The sequence below is a fragment of the Acidisoma sp. C75 genome (assembly GCF_054665095.1).
On the sequence record NZ_BAAFHD010000007.1, the window covers coordinates 1 to 20959 of the forward strand.

At 67.1% G+C, this 20959-nt stretch carries 18 protein-coding genes and 1 pseudogene; 13 read left to right on the forward strand and 6 right to left on the reverse strand.

The features are described from left to right. Window positions 1-306 precede the first annotated feature (306 nt). The gene (locus ACYQ7X_RS10465) at window positions 307-738 is read right to left on the reverse strand and encodes a nucleoside deaminase (RefSeq protein ID WP_459697177.1); all 432 of its coding nucleotides are present in this window, start codon (window positions 736-738) and stop codon (window positions 307-309) included. Between the two features lie 83 nt (window positions 739-821). Between ACYQ7X_RS10465 and ACYQ7X_RS10470 the strand changes: the two genes are divergently transcribed. Genes ACYQ7X_RS10470 through rsmD form a run of 4 tightly spaced genes read left to right on the forward strand, consistent with a single transcriptional unit; the run spans window position 822 to window position 3313 of the window. Continuing rightward, window positions 822-1214: a hypothetical protein gene (locus ACYQ7X_RS10470; RefSeq protein WP_459696966.1), complete on the forward strand. Its 393-nt coding sequence runs from the start codon at window positions 822-824 to the stop codon at window positions 1212-1214. Then, entirely contained in the window at window positions 1211-1921 is a 711-nt protein-coding gene (locus tag ACYQ7X_RS10475; protein WP_459696967.1) for a gamma-glutamyl-gamma-aminobutyrate hydrolase family protein, read from the forward strand. Before ACYQ7X_RS10470 ends, ACYQ7X_RS10475 begins: the two co-directional genes overlap by 4 nt. 8 nt (window positions 1922-1929) lie before the next feature. Next, window positions 1930-2745 carry a pseudouridine synthase gene (locus ACYQ7X_RS10480; RefSeq protein ID WP_459697178.1) on the forward strand — a complete coding sequence of 272 codons (816 nt, stop codon included), beginning with the start codon at window positions 1930-1932 and terminating at the stop codon, window positions 2743-2745. Window positions 2746-2755: 10 nt separating this feature from the next. Beyond that, entirely contained in the window at window positions 2756-3313 is a 558-nt protein-coding gene (gene rsmD, locus ACYQ7X_RS10485) for a 16S rRNA (guanine(966)-N(2))-methyltransferase RsmD (protein WP_459696968.1), read from the forward strand. Window positions 3314-3492: 179 nt separating this feature from the next. On the opposite strand, the gene ACYQ7X_RS10490 is transcribed toward rsmD, so the two are convergent. Then, window positions 3493-7197 carry a glycosyltransferase gene (locus tag ACYQ7X_RS10490; RefSeq protein WP_459696969.1) on the reverse strand — a complete coding sequence of 1235 codons (3705 nt, stop codon included), beginning with the start codon at window positions 7195-7197 and terminating at the stop codon, window positions 3493-3495. A gap of 182 nt (window positions 7198-7379) precedes the next feature. Here ACYQ7X_RS10490 and ACYQ7X_RS10495 point away from each other — a divergent pair. Beyond that, window positions 7380-7538, forward strand: a pseudogene (locus ACYQ7X_RS10495) (IS21 family transposase); the annotation flags it as partial. A 187-nt stretch (window positions 7539-7725) separates the two neighbouring features. On the opposite strand, the gene ACYQ7X_RS10500 reads toward ACYQ7X_RS10495, so the two are convergent. Together ACYQ7X_RS10500 and ACYQ7X_RS10505 are read right to left on the reverse strand one after the other, a co-directional pair. Continuing rightward, complete coding sequence (locus tag ACYQ7X_RS10500) at window positions 7726-8343, reverse strand: LysE family translocator (RefSeq protein ID WP_459696970.1); 618 nt, start codon at window positions 8341-8343, stop codon at window positions 7726-7728. 78 nt (window positions 8344-8421) lie between these two features. Further along, entirely contained in the window at window positions 8422-11712 is a 3291-nt protein-coding gene (locus tag ACYQ7X_RS10505; RefSeq protein ID WP_459696971.1) for a beta strand repeat-containing protein, read from the reverse strand. Window positions 11713-12153: 441 nt separating this feature from the next. On the opposite strand from ACYQ7X_RS10505, the gene ACYQ7X_RS10510 reads away from it, so the two are divergent. From ACYQ7X_RS10510 to ACYQ7X_RS10535, 6 genes are all read left to right on the forward strand, one after another. Further along, a complete protein-coding gene (locus ACYQ7X_RS10510; protein WP_459696972.1) occupies window positions 12154-12912 on the forward strand; it encodes a GntR family transcriptional regulator in 759 nt (252 codons plus the stop codon). Further along, window positions 12909-14192 (forward strand): cation:proton antiporter, encoded by a 1284-nt coding sequence (locus ACYQ7X_RS10515; protein ID WP_459696973.1) that lies wholly within the window; start codon window positions 12909-12911, stop codon window positions 14190-14192. The genes ACYQ7X_RS10510 and ACYQ7X_RS10515 overlap by 4 nt, the downstream gene beginning before the upstream one ends. Next, on the forward strand, window positions 14182-15537 hold the full coding sequence (locus ACYQ7X_RS10520) for an MATE family efflux transporter (protein ID WP_459696974.1): 1356 nt from the start codon (window positions 14182-14184) through the stop codon (window positions 15535-15537). Before ACYQ7X_RS10515 ends, ACYQ7X_RS10520 begins: the two co-directional genes overlap by 11 nt. Window positions 15538-15707: 170 nt before the next feature. After that, the gene (locus ACYQ7X_RS10525) at window positions 15708-16118 is read left to right on the forward strand and encodes a hypothetical protein (protein WP_459696975.1); all 411 of its coding nucleotides are present in this window, start codon (window positions 15708-15710) and stop codon (window positions 16116-16118) included. A gap of 22 nt (window positions 16119-16140) precedes the next feature. Next, on the forward strand, window positions 16141-16704 hold the full coding sequence (locus ACYQ7X_RS10530; protein WP_459696976.1) for an NINE protein: 564 nt from the start codon (window positions 16141-16143) through the stop codon (window positions 16702-16704). 18 nt (window positions 16705-16722) lie between these two features. After that, on the forward strand, window positions 16723-17220 hold the full coding sequence (locus ACYQ7X_RS10535) for a DUF805 domain-containing protein (RefSeq protein WP_459696977.1): 498 nt from the start codon (window positions 16723-16725) through the stop codon (window positions 17218-17220). Window positions 17221-17304: 84 nt separating this feature from the next. On the opposite strand, the gene ACYQ7X_RS10540 is transcribed toward ACYQ7X_RS10535, so the two are convergent. After that, on the reverse strand, window positions 17305-18849 hold the full coding sequence (locus tag ACYQ7X_RS10540) for a Y-family DNA polymerase (protein WP_459696978.1): 1545 nt from the start codon (window positions 18847-18849) through the stop codon (window positions 17305-17307). Then, window positions 18761-19552 carry an ImuA family protein gene (locus ACYQ7X_RS10545; RefSeq protein WP_459696979.1) on the reverse strand — a complete coding sequence of 264 codons (792 nt, stop codon included), beginning with the start codon at window positions 19550-19552 and terminating at the stop codon, window positions 18761-18763. The genes ACYQ7X_RS10540 and ACYQ7X_RS10545 overlap by 89 nt, the downstream gene beginning before the upstream one ends. 226 nt (window positions 19553-19778) lie before the next feature. On the opposite strand from ACYQ7X_RS10545, the gene ACYQ7X_RS10550 reads away from it, so the two are divergent. Next, window positions 19779-20075, forward strand: coding sequence for a hypothetical protein (locus ACYQ7X_RS10550; RefSeq protein ID WP_459696980.1), 297 nt, complete (start codon window positions 19779-19781; stop codon window positions 20073-20075). A gap of 18 nt (window positions 20076-20093) precedes the next feature. Further along, window positions 20094-20921: a sulfotransferase domain-containing protein gene (locus ACYQ7X_RS10555; protein ID WP_459696981.1), complete on the forward strand. Its 828-nt coding sequence runs from the start codon at window positions 20094-20096 to the stop codon at window positions 20919-20921. The last annotated feature ends 38 nt before the right edge of the window (window positions 20922-20959 follow it).

Here is a 20959-nt window from a genome sequence, read left to right on the forward strand (position 1 = left end):
GTCATCTTCGGCGATCGCTTCGTAAGGGCCATGGCGGCCTGATGTTCAACCGCCGCCCATACACGGAATTCCTGACACTGCCGTAACTATGTGGCCGTAAACGTCCCGAAATGGTGTCGATAGCCGCCGGTCGCTTCTCTCACGACTACGTCCGCTTCCTCGAAACCTGGCATGGAAAGCGGCCACTCCGCTCTCAGCCCAGTAGAGACACCCCCAGCGTATCACCCAATACGGCGTGCGGCTTGCCAAGCCGTCGTTCGGACATCGTTCGAGGACAGCCTCTCCGAAGAGGTCAGCAACACCCCCTCACCGTCTGGCCTGGAAGAAGTCCCGCAGGAGCGCCGCGCATTCCCGCTCCCGCACCCCGCCGATCACCTCCGGCGCGTGGTGGCAGGAGGAGGCCGCGAAGATGCGCGCGCCATGCTCCACCCCGCCACCCTTCGGATCATAGGCGCCGAAGACGAGCCGGCGGATGCGAAAGGCGCTGATCGCCGCCGCGCACATCGGGCAGGGTTCGAGCGTCACGACGAGCGTGCAATCGGCGAGCCGGGGCGATCCCCGAACCCGCGCCGCGGCGCGCAGCGCCAGCATCTCGGCATGGGCGGAGGCATCGCAGGCAGCCTCCGTCTCGTTGCCGCCCGCCGCCAGCACGAGGCCCTGGGCATCGAGCACCACGGCGCCCACCGGCACCTCCCCCCGCGCGGCGGCGGCGCGCGCTTCGGCGAGCGCGATCTCCATCATCGAGGTCATGCGACTTCTTGCCGCCAGACGCTTGCTCAGTCCAGTGGACCTTGGGGGCGATCTCATGCCATCAGCAGGGAATGGCAAAGCGACCCGAAAAACCCACGCCCAGCACCCTGCAGCGCCCGCTCTCGCATGCGGTGATGGATCTGCACCGTGCCCTGATCCAGGCGGAAGCCCGCGCGAGCGGGCTGGACGGCAACCCCTACAAGCTGCTCACCGCGGTGATGCAGGATCCGCGCTTCGCATGGCTGCGCAGCTTCAGCGACCTCATCGTCGCCATGGACGAGGCGGGAGACCGCGGCGAACTGCCCGACCGCGCCGCGCTCACCCCCTATCTCGTCACCCTCCGCGGCCTCATCGCGCCCAGCCACGAAGCCGGGGCCCGCATCGCCGCCCTGGTGCCGAAGGATCGGGAAGTCTCCCTCGCCTTCCGCAAGATCGAGATCATGCTCGGGGAATTCAGCGCGTGAGCCGCCCGCTCATCGGCATCACGCTCGATAGCGAGCAGCCGGGCGGCTGGTCCCGCTACCCATGGTACGCGATCCGGCAGAACTACCTCGCGGCGGTGGCCGAGGCCGGCGGCCTGCCGGTGGCACTGCCGCATGATCCAGCCCTGGCGGAAGACTGGCTCGATCGCATCGCCGGGCTGGTGGTGACGGGCGGCGCCTTCGATATCGACCCGGCGATCTATGGCGCGGCCGAGCGGCACGAAACCGTCTCGCTCAAATCCGGGCGGACGGCGGCCGAGATGGCGCTGCTGCGCGGCGCGCTCGAGCGGGATATGCCGGTGCTCGGCATTTGCGGGGGGGAGCAGTTGATGGCGGTCGCCCTCGGCGGCACGCTCATCCAGCATATTCCGGACAGCATCCCCGAGGCCCTGGCGCATGAGCAGAAGACCCGGCACGACGAGCCGGGGCACCCGGTGGCGCTCACCCCGGGCAGCCTGCTCGCGCGGATCGCGGGTGGGGGTGAAATGCTGGTCAATACCTCCCACCACCAGGCGGTGCGGGATGCGGGGCCGGGCGTCGTCGTCAACGCGGTCGCCCCCGATGGGGTGATCGAGGGGATCGAGGATCCGCGCTATCGCTTCTGCCTTGGCGTGCAATGGCATCCCGAGTTCCATACCGATCCGGCGGATGCCCGCATCCTCGCGGCTTTCGTGGAGGCCTGCCGATGAGCGGCGAGATGGAGAACGACGCCCGGGGCGAGCGCATCGCCAAATGGGCGGCGCGCGCCGGGGTCGCCAGCCGGCGGGATATCGAGCGGATGATCGCGGAAGGGCGCGTCAAGCTCAACGGCCGCGTGCTCGACCATCCGGCGAGCTTCGTGGCCGAGGGCGATGTGGTGCAGGTGGATGGCCGCGTCGTCGATGCCCCGGCGCGCAGCCGCCTCTTCCGCTACCACAAGCCCGCCGGCCTGGTGACGACGCATAAGGACCCGGAAGGCCGGCCGACGGTGTTCGAGAAGCTGCCCCCCGGCCTGCCGCGCCTCATCTCGGTCGGGCGGCTCGATCTCAATAGCGAGGGGCTGCTTCTGCTGACCAATGACGGCGGCCTGGCGCGCCTGCTCGAACGGCCGGAAACCGGCTGGGTGCGCCGCTACCGGGTGCGGGTGAACGGCTATGTGGACGAGAAGGCGCTCGCCTCCCTCGCCCAAGGGGTGACGGTGGAAGGCGAGCGCTACGGCCCGATCGAGGCCGGGGTCGATAGCCGCAAGGGCGATAATGCCTGGCTCACCGTCAGCCTGCGGGAAGGGCGGAACCGGGAGATCCGCCGGGTGATGGCGCATCTCGGGCTGCAGACCTCGCGCCTCATCCGCATCGCCTATGGCCCCTTCCAGCTCGGCGTGCTGCCGAAGGGCGCGGCGGAGGAGGTGACGGGCAAGATCCTGCGGGACCAGCTGCCGAAGGCGGGCGAGACGGCGGCGGCCGTTGCCGCGGCCGGGCTGAAGGCGGGCGCCCGCAAGCCCGGCCGGCGGACGGGCGGCCCCGAGCGGGCGTGAGGGGCGGGGGTTGAGGATCATCGGCGGCCGCTGGCGCGGGCGGCGGCTCCTCGCGCCGGCGGGGGAAGCGACACGGCCGACCGCGGACCGGGCGCGGCAGGCGCTTTTCGACATGCTGATGCATAGCCCCTGGGCGGCCGGCGCGGTGCCGGGGGCGGTGGTGCTGGATGTATTCGCGGGAACCGGCGCGCTCGGCCTCGAAGCCCTCTCGCGCGGGGCGGCGATGGCGGTCTTCATCGAGCAGGACCGCGCCGCCCTCGCCGCGCTGCGCGCCAATATCGCGGCCTGCAAGGCCGAGGGCGCGGCGCGCGTGGTGGCGGCCGATGCGCGGCGGCCGCCGCAGCCTGCCGCAGGGAGCGCAGGCGCGGCGACGCTTGTCTTGCTCGATCCGCCCTATGGCAAGGATCTGGTGCCGGCCGCGCTCTCGGCCCTCGGCAAGGCCGGCTGGATCGCGCCGCAGGCGCTGATCCTGGCGGAGGTCGGCGCCGGGGAGCCGCCGCCTACCCCCGCGCCGCTGCTGCTCGACCGGGTTTTCGGTGCCGCCCGCCTCTGCGCCTGGCGGGGGTAGATGTTCAGTCCCGGCATTTGCTGGATCTGATCGTGGTGGCGGCCGCGCGGCGGCGATGTATTTGCGGATCGTCACCGCCCGTTTACATGACGCCGATCCACGTCCCTGGCACCATCAAACCCTGGGATCAAACATCGAGCGACGGCCAACATCGAGATGGCCGTCACCCTACTGCGCAATCAGCAAAATCTACGATAACACGATATATATTTGGCTGCGACAGCATCCATGTCAAACGAATGTCTAAGGGCGGCCGCTTTCCGGCTAAGGAACTCAATTTTTTGAGGTTCGGCAGATGAGATCAGAGCTTCTGCGAGGCTGTCCACGAAGCCTTCATCGTCGGAAAGCGGAGGGACCAGCACGCCAGCTAGATCCTCGTCCCGGTCAGAACCTCCCGTCATCATGGAGCGAACGAACCCAATCTCGGTAGCTATCGCAGGGGTGCCCGTTTGAAGCGCCTGAACAAGTGTTAAAGGAAACGACTCCCCCGCGAATCGCGAGGGAAATATTATGCAGTCAGCCAAGCGGTAGAGGCCGTGGATGCAATCCTGATAACCCATCAAATGCACTCGCTCGTGGTCCGAGTAATATGCGCTAAGGCGCTCGAACTCTGGACCCGTCCCACACAGAATTATGTGGACGGCCCGCTCGAGAGACTTCCCTGCCCGAAGACACGCTTGAATCGCCTGGTCCCATCCTTTCTGCGGAATTGCTCTGCTGGCAAATGCAGCAACAAGGGCGTCGGCCTCAATGCCGAGCGACGCGCGGTCGAACGGAAAGGGCCGGCTATCCAAGGGCATACCGTTGCCAATAAAGGTGAGATCTCCCTGTGGAAGCGATCCATCAGGATCGCGAAGATGCGCCAAGTTTTTAGGTGCGAGATAAATCCATTGCGTAACCTGTTCCTTTATCCGCTGCAGGAGATCCGCTGGATATTCAATGCATTCATATGAACCGTGTAGCGTCACTATATACGGCACGATGGCCCGACTTGAGGCTTCGGCGAAAAACCGCTCTTCATACCTACAGAAGTGCGAATGAATCAGATCAACCTCGGCATCAACGACAAAATCCCAGATCCCATATTCTTCTATGTCCTCAAAATCATAAACAGGGATCCTGGAGTCGAGCTGCCGTCGAATATTTTCATCTCGGACCTCTCCGTGAAAAACAACGAAGGACACCATGATTCCCTGCTTGATAAGCTCATTTGCTAGCAAGATTGGGAATAGCTCTCCTCCACCAAGATGGAATCCCAGCACGCAGAAAAGGACGTGTCTCTGCGATCTTTTTGTTCGTTCCAGCGATTCCTTGCGATATACTGATTCAAATGGTCCGATTTCACGCTCCGCACGCGAGTTATCGAATACTTCCTTCAGATTGACAGAAAAGTCGAAGAGGACTGAGTCGCTGACGCCCCACTTTTGGGCAATGTGACGTAAAAGCGATTCGTGCTCCTGATAGTAATGCTTCGTATGGAAGCTCTTAACAGAGGTGTTATTGCCGTGTTGCCGGAAATAGGATACGGCATCTGGTGAGTAGGCAATTTTGCCGCCATGACTCAACTCACTATATAGAAACCAGTCGCCGAGGATTTTATACTGTTCGGCGCTTGCCCACGTGTTGTCGCTGATCGCTTGAGAACGAATCAGGCAGCCGCCAACGTTCGGGATCACGTTTGCTCTGGAAAATCCGTTCTTAAACCACCAGGCTGCAGGTTTAATCTGCTCCGCGTTCCAGATTCCTGACTGGGCCCTCTCACGATAGCCGTCTAGCCAAAAGTCGGGAGTTCCTTCAACGTCACACAGCTGGATTTTGCCGAAGGACAACATCACGCTTTCATCTGCAAATGTCGGAACCAGCTTTTCGAGAAAGTCCAACTCTGCAAAGTCGTCACTCTCGCATATCCAAAAAAGATCGCCTCTTGCGGCTGAAAGCCCTTTCCGCCACTGCGCGAAGACGTTCCCGGAATTTTTTGCATTCGATATGAACCGGATTTTGTCGGTATGTTTTGATACGTATTGCGCGATGATCTCGACACTTCCGTCCGTAGAGCAGTCGTCCAAAACAATGATCTCAATTTTTTGGTAGGTCTGCGAAAGAATGGAATCCAGCCTCTTTTTTAGAAACGCCGCGTGATTGTAGTTCGGGACGATTGCGCTGACCAAGGGCGCACCAAAGCCCTGCCGCACACGCCGCTGGAATGGAATGGACCGGCGAAGCTCTTCTCTTCCGTGCATCACCCAATGGACAAACGGATTTTCATCCGAGTTCCTGATATCGGCATGCATTTGAAGATAATATGAGGTTGAAAACAAGGGAGAAGGATCAAGTCCCATCTTCCAACCAAAATCTAGAAAATGAGACAGCGCCTCATCCTCTGTAGCGAACCCGCCCATAGTTTCCACTTGCCGACTGTAGTAATCAACATCAAAGGCTGCTCGCAGCCTTTGGAGAACTCGGTCCTCGTAAGACTGGCGTGCCGAAGGCGGCTGAAGAGAAGCAGAAACATCGTTTTCAATGACGAATTGTTCGTGCTTTTGGTCGCATTCATTTGGCGGCGTCGAGCGAGGCACTGTCCGGGTGCCGCGCATAACGGATCGTATCCGCCTTGCCACTGCGCGAATTGCGCGGCGGCTGGCAGGGCTCTTACTCAGAACCGTCCGAACCGGCTTCGTCACCCGCCAAGTCAAGCTTTGCTCGATTTGTGCAAGGCGCGCGACTTCCCCCAAGGCTATCTCATACTGCTCCGACAATGCCCGCAGCCTATTCTCTTGATCTTCGACACCTTGGGCATGAGCAGCCTCTATACTGCTCAGTTTCGCCACGACCGCATCCAAAGCGGCCGTCTCGCCCGCAGAGTGGCGCTGCTTGGCAGAGAGCACTGCTTCTCGCGCGAGCCGGAGTCGCGCCAGTTTCTCTCGGTCTAGGCGAACTTCGAGGCCTTCATTCTCCACTCTTTTATTGGACAAATCTTGTTCAAGGTGCAGATTAAGTGCCCGCAATTTAGACAGCTCGTGCGACTGATGCTGTTCTTTTTTACCAAGTAATCTGAGCTCTTCTTCTGCGTGGTCTAATTTTCCGACAAGGTTGCCGCAGCTGTCTCGCAGTTCTTTTATTTCGTGATCTTTGTTTAATACGTCTTGACCAATCGAGCGGAACGCATCGCTAGACGTAACTGGTTCGATGAGAACACCACTCACTGAGGGTGGAAGCTCTTTGTCGGACGCCAGCGCCAGAAGATACATTGGCTTTGGCGTTCCGTTCGTTTTGATAATCCGGCTCTGTTCTCTCAAGAAAGAAACGTTTGAACTACTAGCGTCCTCGAATCCAATCGTTGATCCAAACATGTTTCTTTGGCCGCCAAAGACTGAAAAATTGAAGTATTTTTCGATCAAAGAGCGGAATTCATAGTCGTACAGTTCCTTTTTGTGGAAAGGGTTCTGATATCCTGTCGAAACGGAATACAGGTAGCGGTCCGGGCTGGATATCAGTAAGCGACCATTCGCTCGAAGAACCCTTTTATATTCTGAGAGAAGGCGATCATGATCTTCAACATGCTCCAAGGTCTCGAAGCTAACGATGAGATCTACAGAGTTACCGGGAAGGGGAATGTCGAGACAATTTCCGACCATATAACGAACGGTATCATTTGCGTAGGCGCTATTGGCATGATTGACCGCATCGATGGAAATATCAACACCGATGACCGATTTTGCGCATTTGCCAAGCAGTGCGGAGCCGTATCCTTCCCCACTTGCAATATCCAGAACATCGAGGCCCGGGGCCAGCTCCTGAGCGATCAGATACCTATGCAAGTGTTCAATTGCGGTTTCCCCCTCCATGCCTGGCATGAACCGCTCACCGGTAGACTCCAGTGCCATCAATCAGACCCTCTTCTTGCGACAGCGCGAGAACTTTAGTCGCGAGCAAAAAGCCTGTTAATAAATCTTAATTATTGATTTTTCGTGATAACTGGTTCGAGAAGGCCGGAAATTTTTGCTGAGAACCGCCGTTTTCTGACCTTTCCTCCGATCGAGCGGTCGAGGCATTCGGAGTGATAAAGATGGATCTTCCGAGTGTGACGCGCCGGTGGCATTTCCGGCGGCAGGTTCCCATCCGCAAGATTGCGCAGCGTACGGGTTTGTCGCGGAACACGATCCGGAAGTATCTGCGTTCCAACGTCACGATTCCCCGTTTCACTGCGCATGATCGGCCGAGCAAGCCGGCCCCCGTTTGGGGATTGCATCCACGGGAGTGGTGAAAATTCGATTGGCCTGAGGGTCTACTCAGCCAGGCTGCTGCATGAGGTATTTTGCCCGGATCGACGGAGAGTGCGATGAGGGTTGGGTTGTCATCGAGCACGGGGGCGAGATCGTTGAACGGTTAGAGGCTGATATAGCGCAGCCGCTCTACCGCCGGTGGACGAGGGCGAGGCCGCATGCCGCCGCCATCAGCATGCCGCCCGAAAGCCGGTTGCGCAGCCGCCCGCGCTGGCCGAGAACGCTGCGCAACTGCCCGGCAAGTAGCGCCCAGCCGGCATCCATCAGCCCCAGGATGACGAGGAAGCTCGCCGCCAGCAGCGCGACCTGCGGCAGCACCGGATGGGCGGTGGAGACGAATTGCGGGAAGAGCGCGCCGAGGAAGAGCAGCACCTTGGGATTGGTCAGCGAGACGGCGGCGGCCCGCGGCAGCATGGCGCTGAGCGGCACCTTCCGCCCCGCCGCCACCCGGGTGAGATCGACCGGCGGCGCCCGCCATTGCCGGATGCCGAGGTAGAGCAGATAGCCGACGCCGAGCCAGCGGATGACGGCGAACCAGGCGCTGAGGCCATGCAGCAGCGCCGCCAGCCCGAGGCCGACTGCGACGAGCTGGATGACCTGGGCGGAAAGCGTCCCCGCGACCGTCATCAGCCCGTAGCGCGGGCCATGGGCGATGCTGTTCGCGACGATCAGCGCGACATTCGGCCCCGGAATGCAGCCGAGGATGAAGGTGACGAGCAGGAAGCCGAGATAGAGATGCCAATCCATCGCCCAGCTTTCCCCCTCAACCCGGCGCCTGCCACGGCGCACCTGGCCGCGGCTTCCGCCCCGCAGTGAAGCGCCGCTTCAGCCGAATTGGAAGAGCGCGGGGCTGAGGGCGGCGCGCGCGACGCCCTGGAAATCGATCGTCACCGGCGTGGCGCCACCCTGCGGCACCGTCAGCAGGGTGCCGCCATGGCCATCGGCGGAGAGGTTGCGCAGCACATCGGCATAGCGCGCGAAGCCGCCGACGCCGCCGGTGAAGTGCAGCGTGAAGCCCGCATCCTGGGTGACATCGGCCAAGGTGAGGCTGCCGCTCCCCGGCCCGAAGGCGACCGTCATATCGCGCGAGAGATCGGTGATGCTGGCGGCCTTGCCCATGCCGCCGATGAAGGAGAGCCTCGCCCCCTCGCCGCCGGAGAGGGTGAGGGCCGTGCCGTCGAGCACGATCCGGTCATCGATCCCGGCCGAGACCAGATCCTGCCCGGCGCCGAGGGCCAGGTGATTGCCGCGGCCGGCGAGGGTCACGCTGTCATTGCCGTCACCGAGGGAGAGGTTGGCGCCGCCATGCCCGGCGGCGACGCTGTCATCGCCATTGCCGAGCGAGACGGTGTTGAGCGTGCCGCCGAGCGCCACCTGATCGCCGCCATTGCCGAGCATCACCGCATTGCCCCCGGCTGTGCTGGTAACGATGGCGGATTGGTCCGCATTCGGCAGCAGGATCGTGGCGGGGCCGCTGCTGGGGGCGACGGTGCCGCTCGTCCCATCCACCAGGATCGTCTGGCCCCCGGCCTGCGCGGCGCTGGCCGAGGCGGTGAGGGCAGCGCGTGCGGCCGCGCGCCCGGCCGTTGCCTCCGTCCCCGTGCCAGAAGGCGTGGTTGGAGGCGTGCCGGTGGACGTGCCGGCGGGCGCGCCGCCGAGCGTCGGCGTGCCTGGCGCCGCCGCCGAGACCGAGTTGAACGAGCCCGGCAGGGTGATCCTGGTGACGGGCGGCGCCGCAAGCGTGAGGAGCGTGCCGCCATGCCCGTCGCTCGCCAGGGCGAAGCTCGCCGCGGTGAGGCCGGCGGCAGGGTCGAAGACGAGGCTGCGCGCCGCCGTGCCGCCGGAAAAGGTCACCCGGTCGCCATCGAGGGTCGCCGTGGTTTCAAGCCCCGCGCCTTGCAGGTCGATCCGGTCCGCCCCGGAAAAACCGCTGATCACGGTATCGCTGCTGGCGGTGACATCGAGGGTCCAAGCAGCGCCGGGCGCGAAGCTGAGGGAGGCGAAGCCCGTAACCTCCCCGCCGAAGCCCGAGAACGTGCCGGTGCCGCCATTCAGCACCAGCACGTCCCCGGCATCCGGGGTCGCCGCAACCGCCCCGGAAAAAGCGGCACCGGGATCGACCAGGAGGGTGCCGCGCCCGGGCCCGAAGGCGATCGCCTTCCCGCCCGCACCCGCCGTGATCAGCCCCGCTGTTTCCAGCGTGCCGCTTTGGATCAGCACCCCCGCCGCGCCATCCCCGGCCTGGATGAGGCCGGTATTGAGGGCGGAGGCGCCATTGAGCACCAGCCCAGCGCCGCCCGGCGCGGCACCCGCCATGCCGGTGATGGTGCCGTGATTGATGAGCGTGCCGCTCAGCACCAGGCCATCGGTGCCGAGGCTGCCATCATTCGTCACGAGGCCGGAAAAGCTCGTCTGCCCGGAGAGCGCCCAGGAGGCGCCGGAGGCGACGGTGAGGCTCGCGAAGCCGGTGAACTGGGTGCCAAGGCCGCTCAGCACCCCGCTTTGCCCGGGCGCCCCGCCGGCGCCGAGCACCAGCCCATCCTGCGCCGTAGGGTCGGCCTGCACGCGGCCGGCGATGCTGGAGCCGGGATCGAGGATGAGGGCGGCGGCGCCACTGCTCCCCGTGCCGCCCGTGGCGAAGGCGATCGCCGCCCCCTCGCTGCCGGCCGCCTGGCCGCCGCCGGCGCCGAGGCCAGCCAGGATGGTGCCGCTATTGATGAGCGTGCCGCCCGCAAGCAGCACCCCCGCCCCGCCGGCGCCACCCTGCAGCGGGCTCGCCCCGCCGGTGCCGCCGAGGATGACCCCGCTATTGATGAAGGTGCCGCTGTCGATCGTAACGCCGCTGCCCCCTGCCCCGCCCGCGCCATTGCCGGCGCCGCCGGTGCCGCCCGCGATGGTGCCGCTATTGAAGGCGAAGCCCGCTTCCAGCAGGCCACCCTGGCCGCCTTGGCCGCCCATGGAGGGGCCGAAGCTGCCGGCACCACCGGCGATGCTGCCGGCATTGGTGAGCCAGCCGCCTCTATCGTCGAACCCATCGCCCCCCGCGCCACCGGAATAGAGGCCGCTGCCGCCCGCCCCGCCGGTGACGAGGCCGGAGGTGGTCAATGTGCCGCCGGCGAGCGCCACGGCCGCGCCGCCGGCGGAGCCGCCCTGCGCCAGGAAGCCGCCGGCGCCGCCCGCGATGGTGCCGCTATTGCTGACCACGCCGAGGCTGATCGCCGCCCCGGTGCCGCCTTCCGCCACGCCAGGGATAAGGCTCCGCTCGCCGCTGCCGCCGGTGATGAGCCCGGCATTGCTCACCGTCGCCCCCGCCGCGCGCAGCCCGACGCCACCCGGCCCGGTGCCGGCGAGCGTGCCCTCGTTCTGGACGATGCCGGAGAGCACGAGCCCATCCGCGCTTAGCCGTCCGGCATTGGTGAGGAGGCCAGCGAAGCTGGTATCGTCGGTCTCCAGCCAGGTCGCGCCGGATTGCACGGCGATGGTGCCGAAGCCGGTGAAGGTGGTGCCGAAGCCGCTCAGCATGCCCGCGCCATCGGCGGCGCCGGCGGCGAGGAGCAGCGCATCATTGCCGAGCCCATTGCCGGCGACGGCGCCTTGGAAGCGCGCGCCGGGAAGCAGAACCAGGCTTGCCGCCGCCGCGCCGAAGAGCACCGCCGCCCCTTGCGCGCCGGTGGTGCCGGCAAGCCCGGCGCCGCCCGCGCCGCCGCTGATGCTGCCGCCGGTGATGAGCGTGCCGCCGTCGAGAAAGACGCCCGCGCCGCCCGCGCCGCCCGCGGCGAGGCCGATGCCGCCGGCCCCGCCGATGATGCTGCCGGCATTGACGAGCGTGCCGCCGGCGATGGTGCTCCCTGCGCCGCCCGCTGCGGCGATGGCGGGCGCGTAGCCGCCGGTCTGGCCGAGGATGAGCCCGCCGAGCGCCACCGTCTCGCTACCGCCCGCGCCGAGCATCGAGCCGACATCGGTGCCGCCGGCCCCGGCGATGAGCCTGCCGCCCTCCAGCACCAGCGTGTCGAAGGCTTCGCCGCCGCTGCCGAGCAGCAGCGTGCCGCCGGCGACGACCGTTTCCCCGGAAACGACGCCATCCGTGAGCGAAACCGAAGTGGAAATGATCGTCATCGATGCCCGCCTGCCCTGCCGTGAGCGGTACGCTGAGCTTGCGGGCAGGCGTGCCTCGGCCTTCCTGCCGCGCGAGGGCGCGCGACGAGGCCGCGACCGATGCTTGTGAAGTCATGGCGCAAGTAACGCGCGCGGATCCGCTTCGAAGACTGCCTGATCTGCTTGAGCAGGCGCGCTCAAGCCTCAGGCAAAGCAGATCCCTTCGCAGCAAGGCGGTCGAAAGGCAGAGATGAGATAAAGATGAACCCGCTCCCGCAAGAAGCGAACCGTTAGTAATGTGTTAACCATTTATACCGGAGGTTGCAGAGGGTCAAGCGCCTTGCGGCAGAATTTCAACCCATGAGTGTGGGCGGGGGTGCCCGCCCCCCGGCCAGAGATTTGAGGCGCGGGCGGCATGGCCAAGCCCGGTGAGTTTCATTAGCCTCCCTGCCGATGAGCGAGATGATACCCTCCCCCCCGATCGAGCCGCCGCCGGCTCAGGCGCCGCCGGCTCAGGCGCGGCCGGCGAAGACCGGCCCGGCCCAGCCGCGCCGCGCCGGAGACAGCCCCGACCGTGTCTATGCAGCCCTTCGGCTGGAAATCATCGAGCATGCCCTGCTCGCTGGCACCCGCCTGCCGGAGGGCGATATCGCCAGCCGCTTCGGCGTCAGCCGCACCGTGGTGCGCGCCGCCCTCGCCCGGCTCATCGCCGAGGGCCTCGTGGTCCGCCCCAACAACCTCGCCGCCCGCGTGGCGCGGCCGAGCGAGGATGAGGCGGCCGATATCCTCGATCTGCGGCAGAGCATCGAATTGCTGGTGCTGGCACGGCTGACCAAGCGCCGGCTTGCCCCCGCGATGCTCGCCGCGCTCCGCGCCCATGTCGCCGAGGAGGAGCGCGCGCTTGCCGATGGCGAGGCCGGGCATGCCGCCTCCGTCCGGCTATCGGGGGAATTCCACGTCCGCCTGGCGGAAGCGGCCGGCAGCCCGCTGCTCGCCCGCTACGTCGCCGAACTCGTCTCCCGCTGCTCGCTGCTGCTTTCCGGCCAGCGGGCGCGCCATTCCGGCCATTGCGGGGTGCAGGATCATCGCGCGCTGCTCGACCGGCTGGAGAGCGGGGACCGGGCGGGCGCGCTTTCCGCGATGCGCGATCATCTCGAAGCGGTCGCCGACCGGGCGTTGACGGCGCAAGGAACCGACGGCCAGGCGGCCTCGGCGGCGTGAGCGGGCTCGGCTTCATCGCCATCCTGCTGACGCTTTCCGCCGTCTTCGGTATCGTCAACTACCGGCTGTTGCGGGTGCATGCCTCGACTGGGGTGCTGATCATCGCTCTCGCCGTCTCGATCATCGCGATCGCGATCGACCCCTTGGTGACGGCGGTCGATTTCCGCGCGCTGGCACTCTCGCTCCTGCATACGATCGACCTGCCGGCGACGCTGATGAACGGCGCGCTCGCCTTCCTGCTCTTCGCCGGCAGCATGCATGTGGATATCGCCGAGTTGCTGCGGCGGAAATGGACGGTGCTGGCGCTCGCCACCCTCGGCGTGCTCATCGCGGTCGGGGTTTTCGGCCTCGGCATCTACGGCGTCTTCGCCGCCCTCGGCCGCCCCGTGGCACTCATCTGGTGCCTCGTGCTCGGCGCGATCCTGGCGCCGACCGATCCCGTCTCGGTCGTCGGGCTGCTCAAGCGGCTCGGCCTGCCGGCGGGCTTTCGCGCCATCTTCGCGGGCGAGGCGCTGTTCAACGATGGCGTCGGCGTCGTCGTTTTTACCGTCTTTCTCGGGATCGCCACGGCGAGCGGGCATGCGCTGAGCCCGACGGGCGTGGCCGCCGCCTTCCTGACAGAGGCTTGCGGCGGCGCGCTGCTCGGCCTCGCCACCGGCTGGGTGGCGCTCCGCCTCATGCGCGGGGTGGATGATTACAACCTCGAACTCATCCTCTCGCTCGCCCTCGCCACCGGCACCTACAGCCTGGCAAGCGCCCTCGGCCTCTCCGGCCCGATCGCGGTCGTCCTCGCCGGCCTCGCCATGGGCAGCGAGAGCGGCCAGGATGCGCTGAGCGCGATCGCCCAGCAGCATGTGACGACCTTCTGGTCGATGATCGACGAATTGCTCAACACGCTGCTTTTCCTGCTGATCGGGCTCGAATTCGTCTCCGTCCCCGTCACTGTGTTCGATCTCCTGGCCGGCGGCATCGGCATCGCCCTCGCCCTTCTCGCCCGTTTCGTCAGCATCCTGCTGCCGGCGCTCGTCCTGCGCCTGCATGCCATTCTCGATGCCGATGCGCTCGCGGTGCTCACCTGGGGGGGCTTGCGCGGCGGCATCTCGGTCGCCCTCGCGCTCAGCCTGCCGGCCGGCGCGCCGCGCGCGCATCTTCTGCCGGTCTGCTACGCCGTCGTTGTCTTCACCATCATCGTCCAGGGGTTGACGATGCCACGGCTCGCGCGGCGCTATACCGCGGCGCAGGCGCGGCGGAGCAGCCGGAGAGACCCGCATGCCAGCTGAAGGCCAAGCCCGCCTGGAGAGGGAAGTCAGCTTCGGCGCCATCCTCAAGATCGCCCTGCCGATGATGCTGGCCTATCTCAGCACCGCCCTGGTCGGCGCTGTCGCCACCGCCGCGATCGGCCGGCTGGCCGATGCGGTGCTGGCGGCCGGCGTCGCCATCGCCGCCATCTTTTTCGACGTTTTGCTGGTCAGCCTGAGCTTCCTCCGCAGCACCACCCTCGGGCTGACCGCGATCGCGCTCGGCCAGGGGCGGGAGGCGGAGGCGCACGCGGTCTGCCAACGCGCCCTGGTGCTGGGCTTCGGCCTCGGGCTCGTCATCCTCGCGCTGCGCGGCCCGGAAGCGCGCTTCGGCCTGCCGCTGCTCGGCGCGCATGGCCCGATCCTGCGGGTGGCGCGGGATTACGTGCTGATCCGCTGCCTCTCCGCGCCGATGGCGCTCGCCAATTACGCCATTCTCGGCGCCTTCCTCGGCCGCAGCCGCGCGGCCACCGGGCTCGTTCTGCAACTCGTGCTGAACGGGACGAACATCCTCCTCTCGATCTGGACCGTGCTCGGCCTCCACTGGGGCGTGCAGGGCGTGGCCTGGGCCGCGGTTGCCGGGGAAACGGCCGCCTGCCTGCTCGGCCTCGTCCTGCTGTCACGCGCCGGGGGCGGGCGCGCCTGGCAGGGCTGCGCGCCCGCGCTCCGCGATGGCGCGGGCTGGCGGCATATGGGCGTGCTCAACCGCGATACGCTGATCCGCACGCTCTCCCTGCTCTTCAGCTTCGCCTTCTTCACCCGCCAGGGGGCGAGCCTCGGGGCCGTCGTCGTCGCGGCCAACGCGGTCCATATGCAGTTCTTCGCGCTCTCGGCCAATTGTCTCGATGGTTTCGCCGCCGCCGCCGAGCAGTTCGCCGGCCGCATGATCGGCGCGGGAAGCCGGCCGGGGTTTCTGCGCGCCGTGCGGCTCACCCTGCTCGCGAGCCTCGTTTGCGGCGGCGGCATCACCCTGCTCTACCGGATCCTCGGCCCGGATTTCATCGCGCTGATGACAGAGGCGCCGGCAGTGCGGGCGGCGGCGCAAGCAAGCCTCGCCGCGGCCGCGCTGGTGCCGCTCGTCGCCGCCGCGGCCTTCACGCTCGACGGGATCTTCATCGGGGCCACCTGGTCACGCGATATGCGGGATATGATGCTGGTCTCCGTGCTGCTCTTCCTGGCCGCCTGGGCGGTGCTGATGCCGCGCTTCGGCAATGCCGGGCTATGGGCTGCCTTCCTCTTCTTCATGGCGGTGCGTGGCGCCACCTTGGGGATGCGGCTGCATCGCCGGCTCGGCCGCGGCACGCGGCTCGCGGCCTTCGGCGGATAGCGGCCGCGCCCGACCTGCGCCGCTTGCGACCGGATACAAAATGATCCAAGCTCGGCTCACGCGATGGTGAGGTTCCGGGCATCGCGCCGGCGGGGGTGCTTTGGGGCGGGCACCGCCGGGTCGATGCCGGGATCGACACCCCTCTGCCATCGGGCGACCGCTCATTCCGCATGCCGTATAAAAGCGCCTTGGAGATCGAAGTCACCAAAGCCGTGCAGCGGCTGGCGCGCTCTGTCGCCGGGCGGGATCGCGCGGTGCTGCTCGGCCTGCTGCTCTCGGCCACACCCTTTCCTCCCTCGACCCTCATCGGGCTGCTGCTCGACCTCGTCAATCTCGGGCTGATCGCCGGTGGATCGCTCAACCGCCGCGAACTCGGCCTCGTGCTCGGGGCGATCTGCCTCGCTTTCGCCAATTTTGCTTTCCTGGTCTTTCTCCTCGGGTTCTTCGAGCATGAGGTTCTGAGCCTCTGGGCCTGGCTCGTGTGGTTGCTGGGGCGCTTGCTCGGGGCGGTTGCGGCCTTGGTTCTGGGCGGGCCCGGTCCTGGCCTTGCCGGTAGTGCGGGCGCGCTCAGCCATGTCTGATCGATCGACGGAGGAGCGGGGGATGGCCGAAGCAGGCGATGGCGAGAGTGGCGAGAGAATGGCCCTGGGGCGCGCCGCGGACGAGAAATTCTGTTTCGCCTGTGGCCGGGTGATCCATCTCACCGCGCGGGATTGCCCGCATTGCGGCGCGGCGCAGCCTCGGCTGGCGGCGAGCGCGGCCGGGTCAGCGGGCGACGGGGTGGCGGCCGGCCGCAGCCTCGCCCCGCTTTCGGCCCCGCTTTCGGCATCGGCCACCGCCGGGCAGGCGATCCTGACCGATCAGGTGTTCTGCCGCGGCTGCGGCAAGCCGATCCATCGGACAGCACCATTCTGCCCGCATTGCGGGGCGCCGCAGGCGGCCGCCATGGCCGGCCGGCCGCGCGGCCAGAAGGACAAGTCAACCGCGGGGATTCTGGCGCTGCTGCTGGGCGGCATCGGGGTGCATAAATTCTACCTCGAGCAGCCCGGGCTCGGCGTTCTCTACCTGCTCTTCTGCTGGACCTTCATCCCCGCGCTGATCGGGCTGATCGAAGGGGTGATCTACCTCACCATGTCGGACGAGCGTTTTTCACGCAAATATAATTGAAGAAAGGGCGTCTCCGGGATGAGCGACAATCCGAACATGGTCTTCTGCCGTGGCTGCGGCCAGCGGCTGCATGTCACTGCCCTCGCCTGCCCGCATTGCGGGGCGCCGCAGGGCAGCTTCGGCGCGGCAGGGCCGGGCGACGGTATTCCGCGCACCTTCGGCAGCGCGATTACGATATGCTTGCGCAAATATGCCGATTTCCAGGGCCGCGCGCCGCGGGCCGAATACTGGTGGTTCGCGCTCTTCACCATCCTGGTGGATGTGGCCTTCTCGGTGGTGGCGGCCGCGCTGCATGAACACGCGATCGGAATCCTGGGCGATCTCGTCTCGCTCGCCCTCCTTCTGCCGACGATCGCCGTGGGCGCGCGGCGGCTGCATGATATCGATCGTTCCGGCTGGTGGCAGCTGCTGAACCTCGTGCCTCTGGTGGGTTGGATCATCGTCTTCGTCTGGTTCTGCACGCGCGGCACGCGGGGGGATAACCGCTTCGGGCCGGAAAACGGCCAGTTGGCATAAGCACCAACTGGCATAAGCATAAGCCAGGCGGGTAAGGTTGCCTTTCCGGCATGAGGTGCTCTGATCGCGCAACGAAGGGCGCGCTCAGAACACCCCGTGCAGGAACCAGGCGAGATTGCCCGTCTCCGGCCTTTCGCCGTCACCGCTGCGGTAGAGCCAGAAGCGATCGCCGGCTTCATCCTCCACTGCCCAATAATCCCGCACGGCCTGTTCCTCACCGGGGCGGCGCCACCACTCGCCGAAGATCCGCTCGGGCCCGTCCGCCCGGCGGATGCGGTGGCGCACCCGCCCCCAGGTGAAGGCGGCGGGCGGCTGGTCGGGCAGCATGGCGAGCGCCTGGACCGGCTGCGGCGGGCTGAGAAGGCGCACTGGCCGCGGCAGATGCGCGGGCCAGGTTTCACCCCCCGGCGGGGCGAGCGGATCGGTCCGCCGCACGGCGCGTTCCGGCACCGCGCTCGCGACCGGGGTGAGGCGATAGACGCAATCGGCGCCGAAGCGCGCGGCCAGCCGGTCGATCAACGGGGCGAGGGCCGCGAGTTCCCGCGCCAGGGGCCGCGGCTCGCCCAGCGCGGCGGCCATCTGCTCGGCCGCCATCCGCTCGGCGAGCGGCACCCAGAGCGTCATCGCCTCCACCCCGTGGCCGGGCTCGATCGTCTCGATCCTTTGGGTGAGAAGCCGTGCGAGGGCCTGTGCCTCCTGCACCGGGCGGGCGGTGCCGAGGGCGATGACCTGCAGGCCGTGATCCACCCGTTCGCAGACGAGATCGAGCCGCCGCGCCCCCTCCCCGCGCCGGGCCAGCGCCTCCGAAACCGCGCGGGCAAGGCGGGTGATGGCCCGCTCCAGGGCTGGCGCCGTCATCAAAGGTTCCGTGAAGGCGAGGCGCTGGCGGAGGAGGCTCGCGGGCGGCAGCGGCTCCAGCGGTTCGAAGAGCGTGCCTTGGGCAGCGTCGATCTGGCGCAGCAGCGCCGCCCCGAAGCGCTGGGCGAGCGCCGCGCGGGGCAAGGCCATGAGATCGCCGATGCTGACGAGGCCGAGCAGGGTGAGCAGCCGCGCGGTCTCGCCCGGAATGCGCAAGGCGGCAACCGGCAGGGGGGCGAGCGCCACCGCCACCCCACCCGGCGGGCAGAGCAGCCCCTCCGCCGCGCCAGGATGGTAGCGGGCGAGCGCCCAGGCCGCCCCCGGCGTATCGGCAATCGCCAGCCGGCTGGTGATGCCTGCCGCCGCGAGGCGTGTGCGGAGATCGGCCAGCAGGGCGGCCTCCCCGCCCAGCAGATGATCGGCGCCGGAACTGTCGATCCGCACCCCGTCCGGCGGATCGGCCGCCGTGAGCGGGGCGTAGCGCCGGCACCAGAGGGCGAGATCCCGCAAGCCCGTGGCATCGGCCGCCGGTTCGGCATCGACGACGCAAAGGCCCGGATGCATCGCCTGCGCTTCGGCGAGCGGCTGGCCGGGGCGGATGCCGAGCGCGCGCGCGGCCGCATCGGCCGCCCCCACGGCCAGCCGTCGGCCATCATGCAGGCGGGTGACGAGCGGCGCCCCCTCAGGCAAGCAGACGCCGGCCGCCGCCTGCTGCCGGCGCCACCGCTCGGTCGGCCAGAGCGGCAGGAAGACGGAGATGACCCGTCTCATCGCAAGCCTCCACAATCCAGGATGCAGCCTCCGCCCCCCGGCAGCGGATGAGATCGACCTGCCAGAGCGCGGGGGCGAGGCCCGCGATCTCCGGCACTGCCGCCACAGGCGGGCCTGAGGGAAGGCGGGTGATGCGCCACCGCGTGAGCGCGGGGATCGGCGGTGCAGCATGCGGCCGGGCCGCGTCAGGCCGGGCCGCCGGCCCCGGCGGCCGGCAGAGGGTGAAGGCGGGGAAGCCTGCGGTTTCCGCCGCCAGTTGCAGGCGCCGGGCGGCGGTGGGGCGCAGCCATGTTCCGACCTCGCCCACGATGCCGGCGGCACCGCCATGGCGCAGCCCCTCTTCCATCACCAGCGGCACCGCCCGCGGCGCGCGCACATGCAGAACCCGATCGGGATGCAGGCCGGCGGCGGCAAGGCCGGGGGGAAAGAGATCCTCCCGCTCGCTGATCCACAGAACCGGGCCGGGTAGCCGCGCCAGAATGCCCGCCACCATCAGCGCGGCGGCGCTGCCATAGGGCTGGCCGGCGCCCTGATCGGCCAGTTCGTGCAAGCCGCCGAGCCTCAGCCCCCCGCCCGGCAGGTGGCGATCCACTATGCCGAGGCCGAAGGGCAGGACAGCGCCCGGCGCTTTCTGGCTGCTGCCGCGCTCCAACCCGGCGATCGTGCCACGAAGCCGCGTAAGGTTTTGAAGAATCTCGCTCATAACTCCCAAGGGCGCAGCAAAGAGAGTGAACATAAAGAGAACATGAGGGGAACATAGGCATGGCCGGGCGCTTCTGTGAAGCGACGAATCGGCGAGGCCGCTTCCGCCGTCACGGCTGGGTTCAGCCTCCCGCTCTGGTGCGCCTGGTTACAAACCGCTTACTTTGCCCCGGGCAAAGACGATCCTTCCCCAGGGCCGGAAAGCGCGAGAGAGACGGGAGCAGACGGTGACGAGCACGGCACACGCAACCCGCGAGAAATTCCTCAAGGCCACCCGCATCCTCGCCTCCCATACCGGCCCGATGAAGGTGCGCCTGCGCGAGGCCCTGGTGCCGGACCTGCTGATGCTGACCGCCGAGGACATGCCCTGGCCCGATCTCTGGGAGCGTTTCGTGACGATCCGCGAGGAACTCGCCCCCCACCATAAGCCGGATGTGCTGCTGGAACGCTGGTGGGATTTCGAGCTTGGCCGCGTCGCGCTCGAAATCGTCGATATCTACGACGCCTTGACCCGCCGCGCCTGACGCCGGAGCCTGCCCGGTATGGGCCAGCTGCTATGGATCGCCTCCTACCCCAAATCGGGCAATACCTGGGTGCGGGCCTTCCTGCAGAACTACATCCGCGATGCCGCCGAACCCCAGGACATCAACGACCTGATGGCCGTGACGACGGGGGAAAGCGCGGCCGCGCGCTTCGCGCCGTTCGATCCGCGCCCCGCCTCGCAATACAGCATCGCCGATGTCCAGCGCCTGCGCCCGCTCGTGCATCGCGCCATGGCCGAAGCGCGGCCGGGGATCTCCCTCGTCAAGACGCATAGCGCGCTGCTCGTGGTGGCGGGCGAGCAGACCATCACCCGCGCAGTGACGGCGGGCTGCATCTACATCCTGCGCGATCCGCGCGATGTCGCCGTCTCCTTCAGCCATCACCTCGGCCTCTCGCTCGATCGCACCATCGCCTTCATGGCGGATCCTGAAGCGGCGACCGGCGGGACGGATGATACCGTCTATGTCCGCCTCGCCACCTGGTCCGCGCATGTGCATTTCTGGACCCATCGCCCCCACCCCACGCTGCATGTGATGCGCTACGAGGATCTGCTGGCCGATCCTCACGCCGGTTTCGGCGCGCTCATCCGCTTCATGGGGCAGGAGCCCGAGCCCGAGCGCTTGGCGCGCGCGGTACGCTTCAGCGATTTTGGCACGCTGCGCGCCCAGGAGGCCGAGCGCGGCTTCATCGAAAAGCCGCCCCAATCCCGTGCCGCCTTCTTCCGCGCCGGCGAGGCCGGGCAGTGGCGGAGGGTGCTGAGCCCGGCCCAGGCCGCCCGGATCGAGCAGGACCACGCCACCATCATGCGGCGCTTCGGCTATCTCTGAGGCGAGCGGCCGGGGATTTGACGCAACCGGCGAAGAGC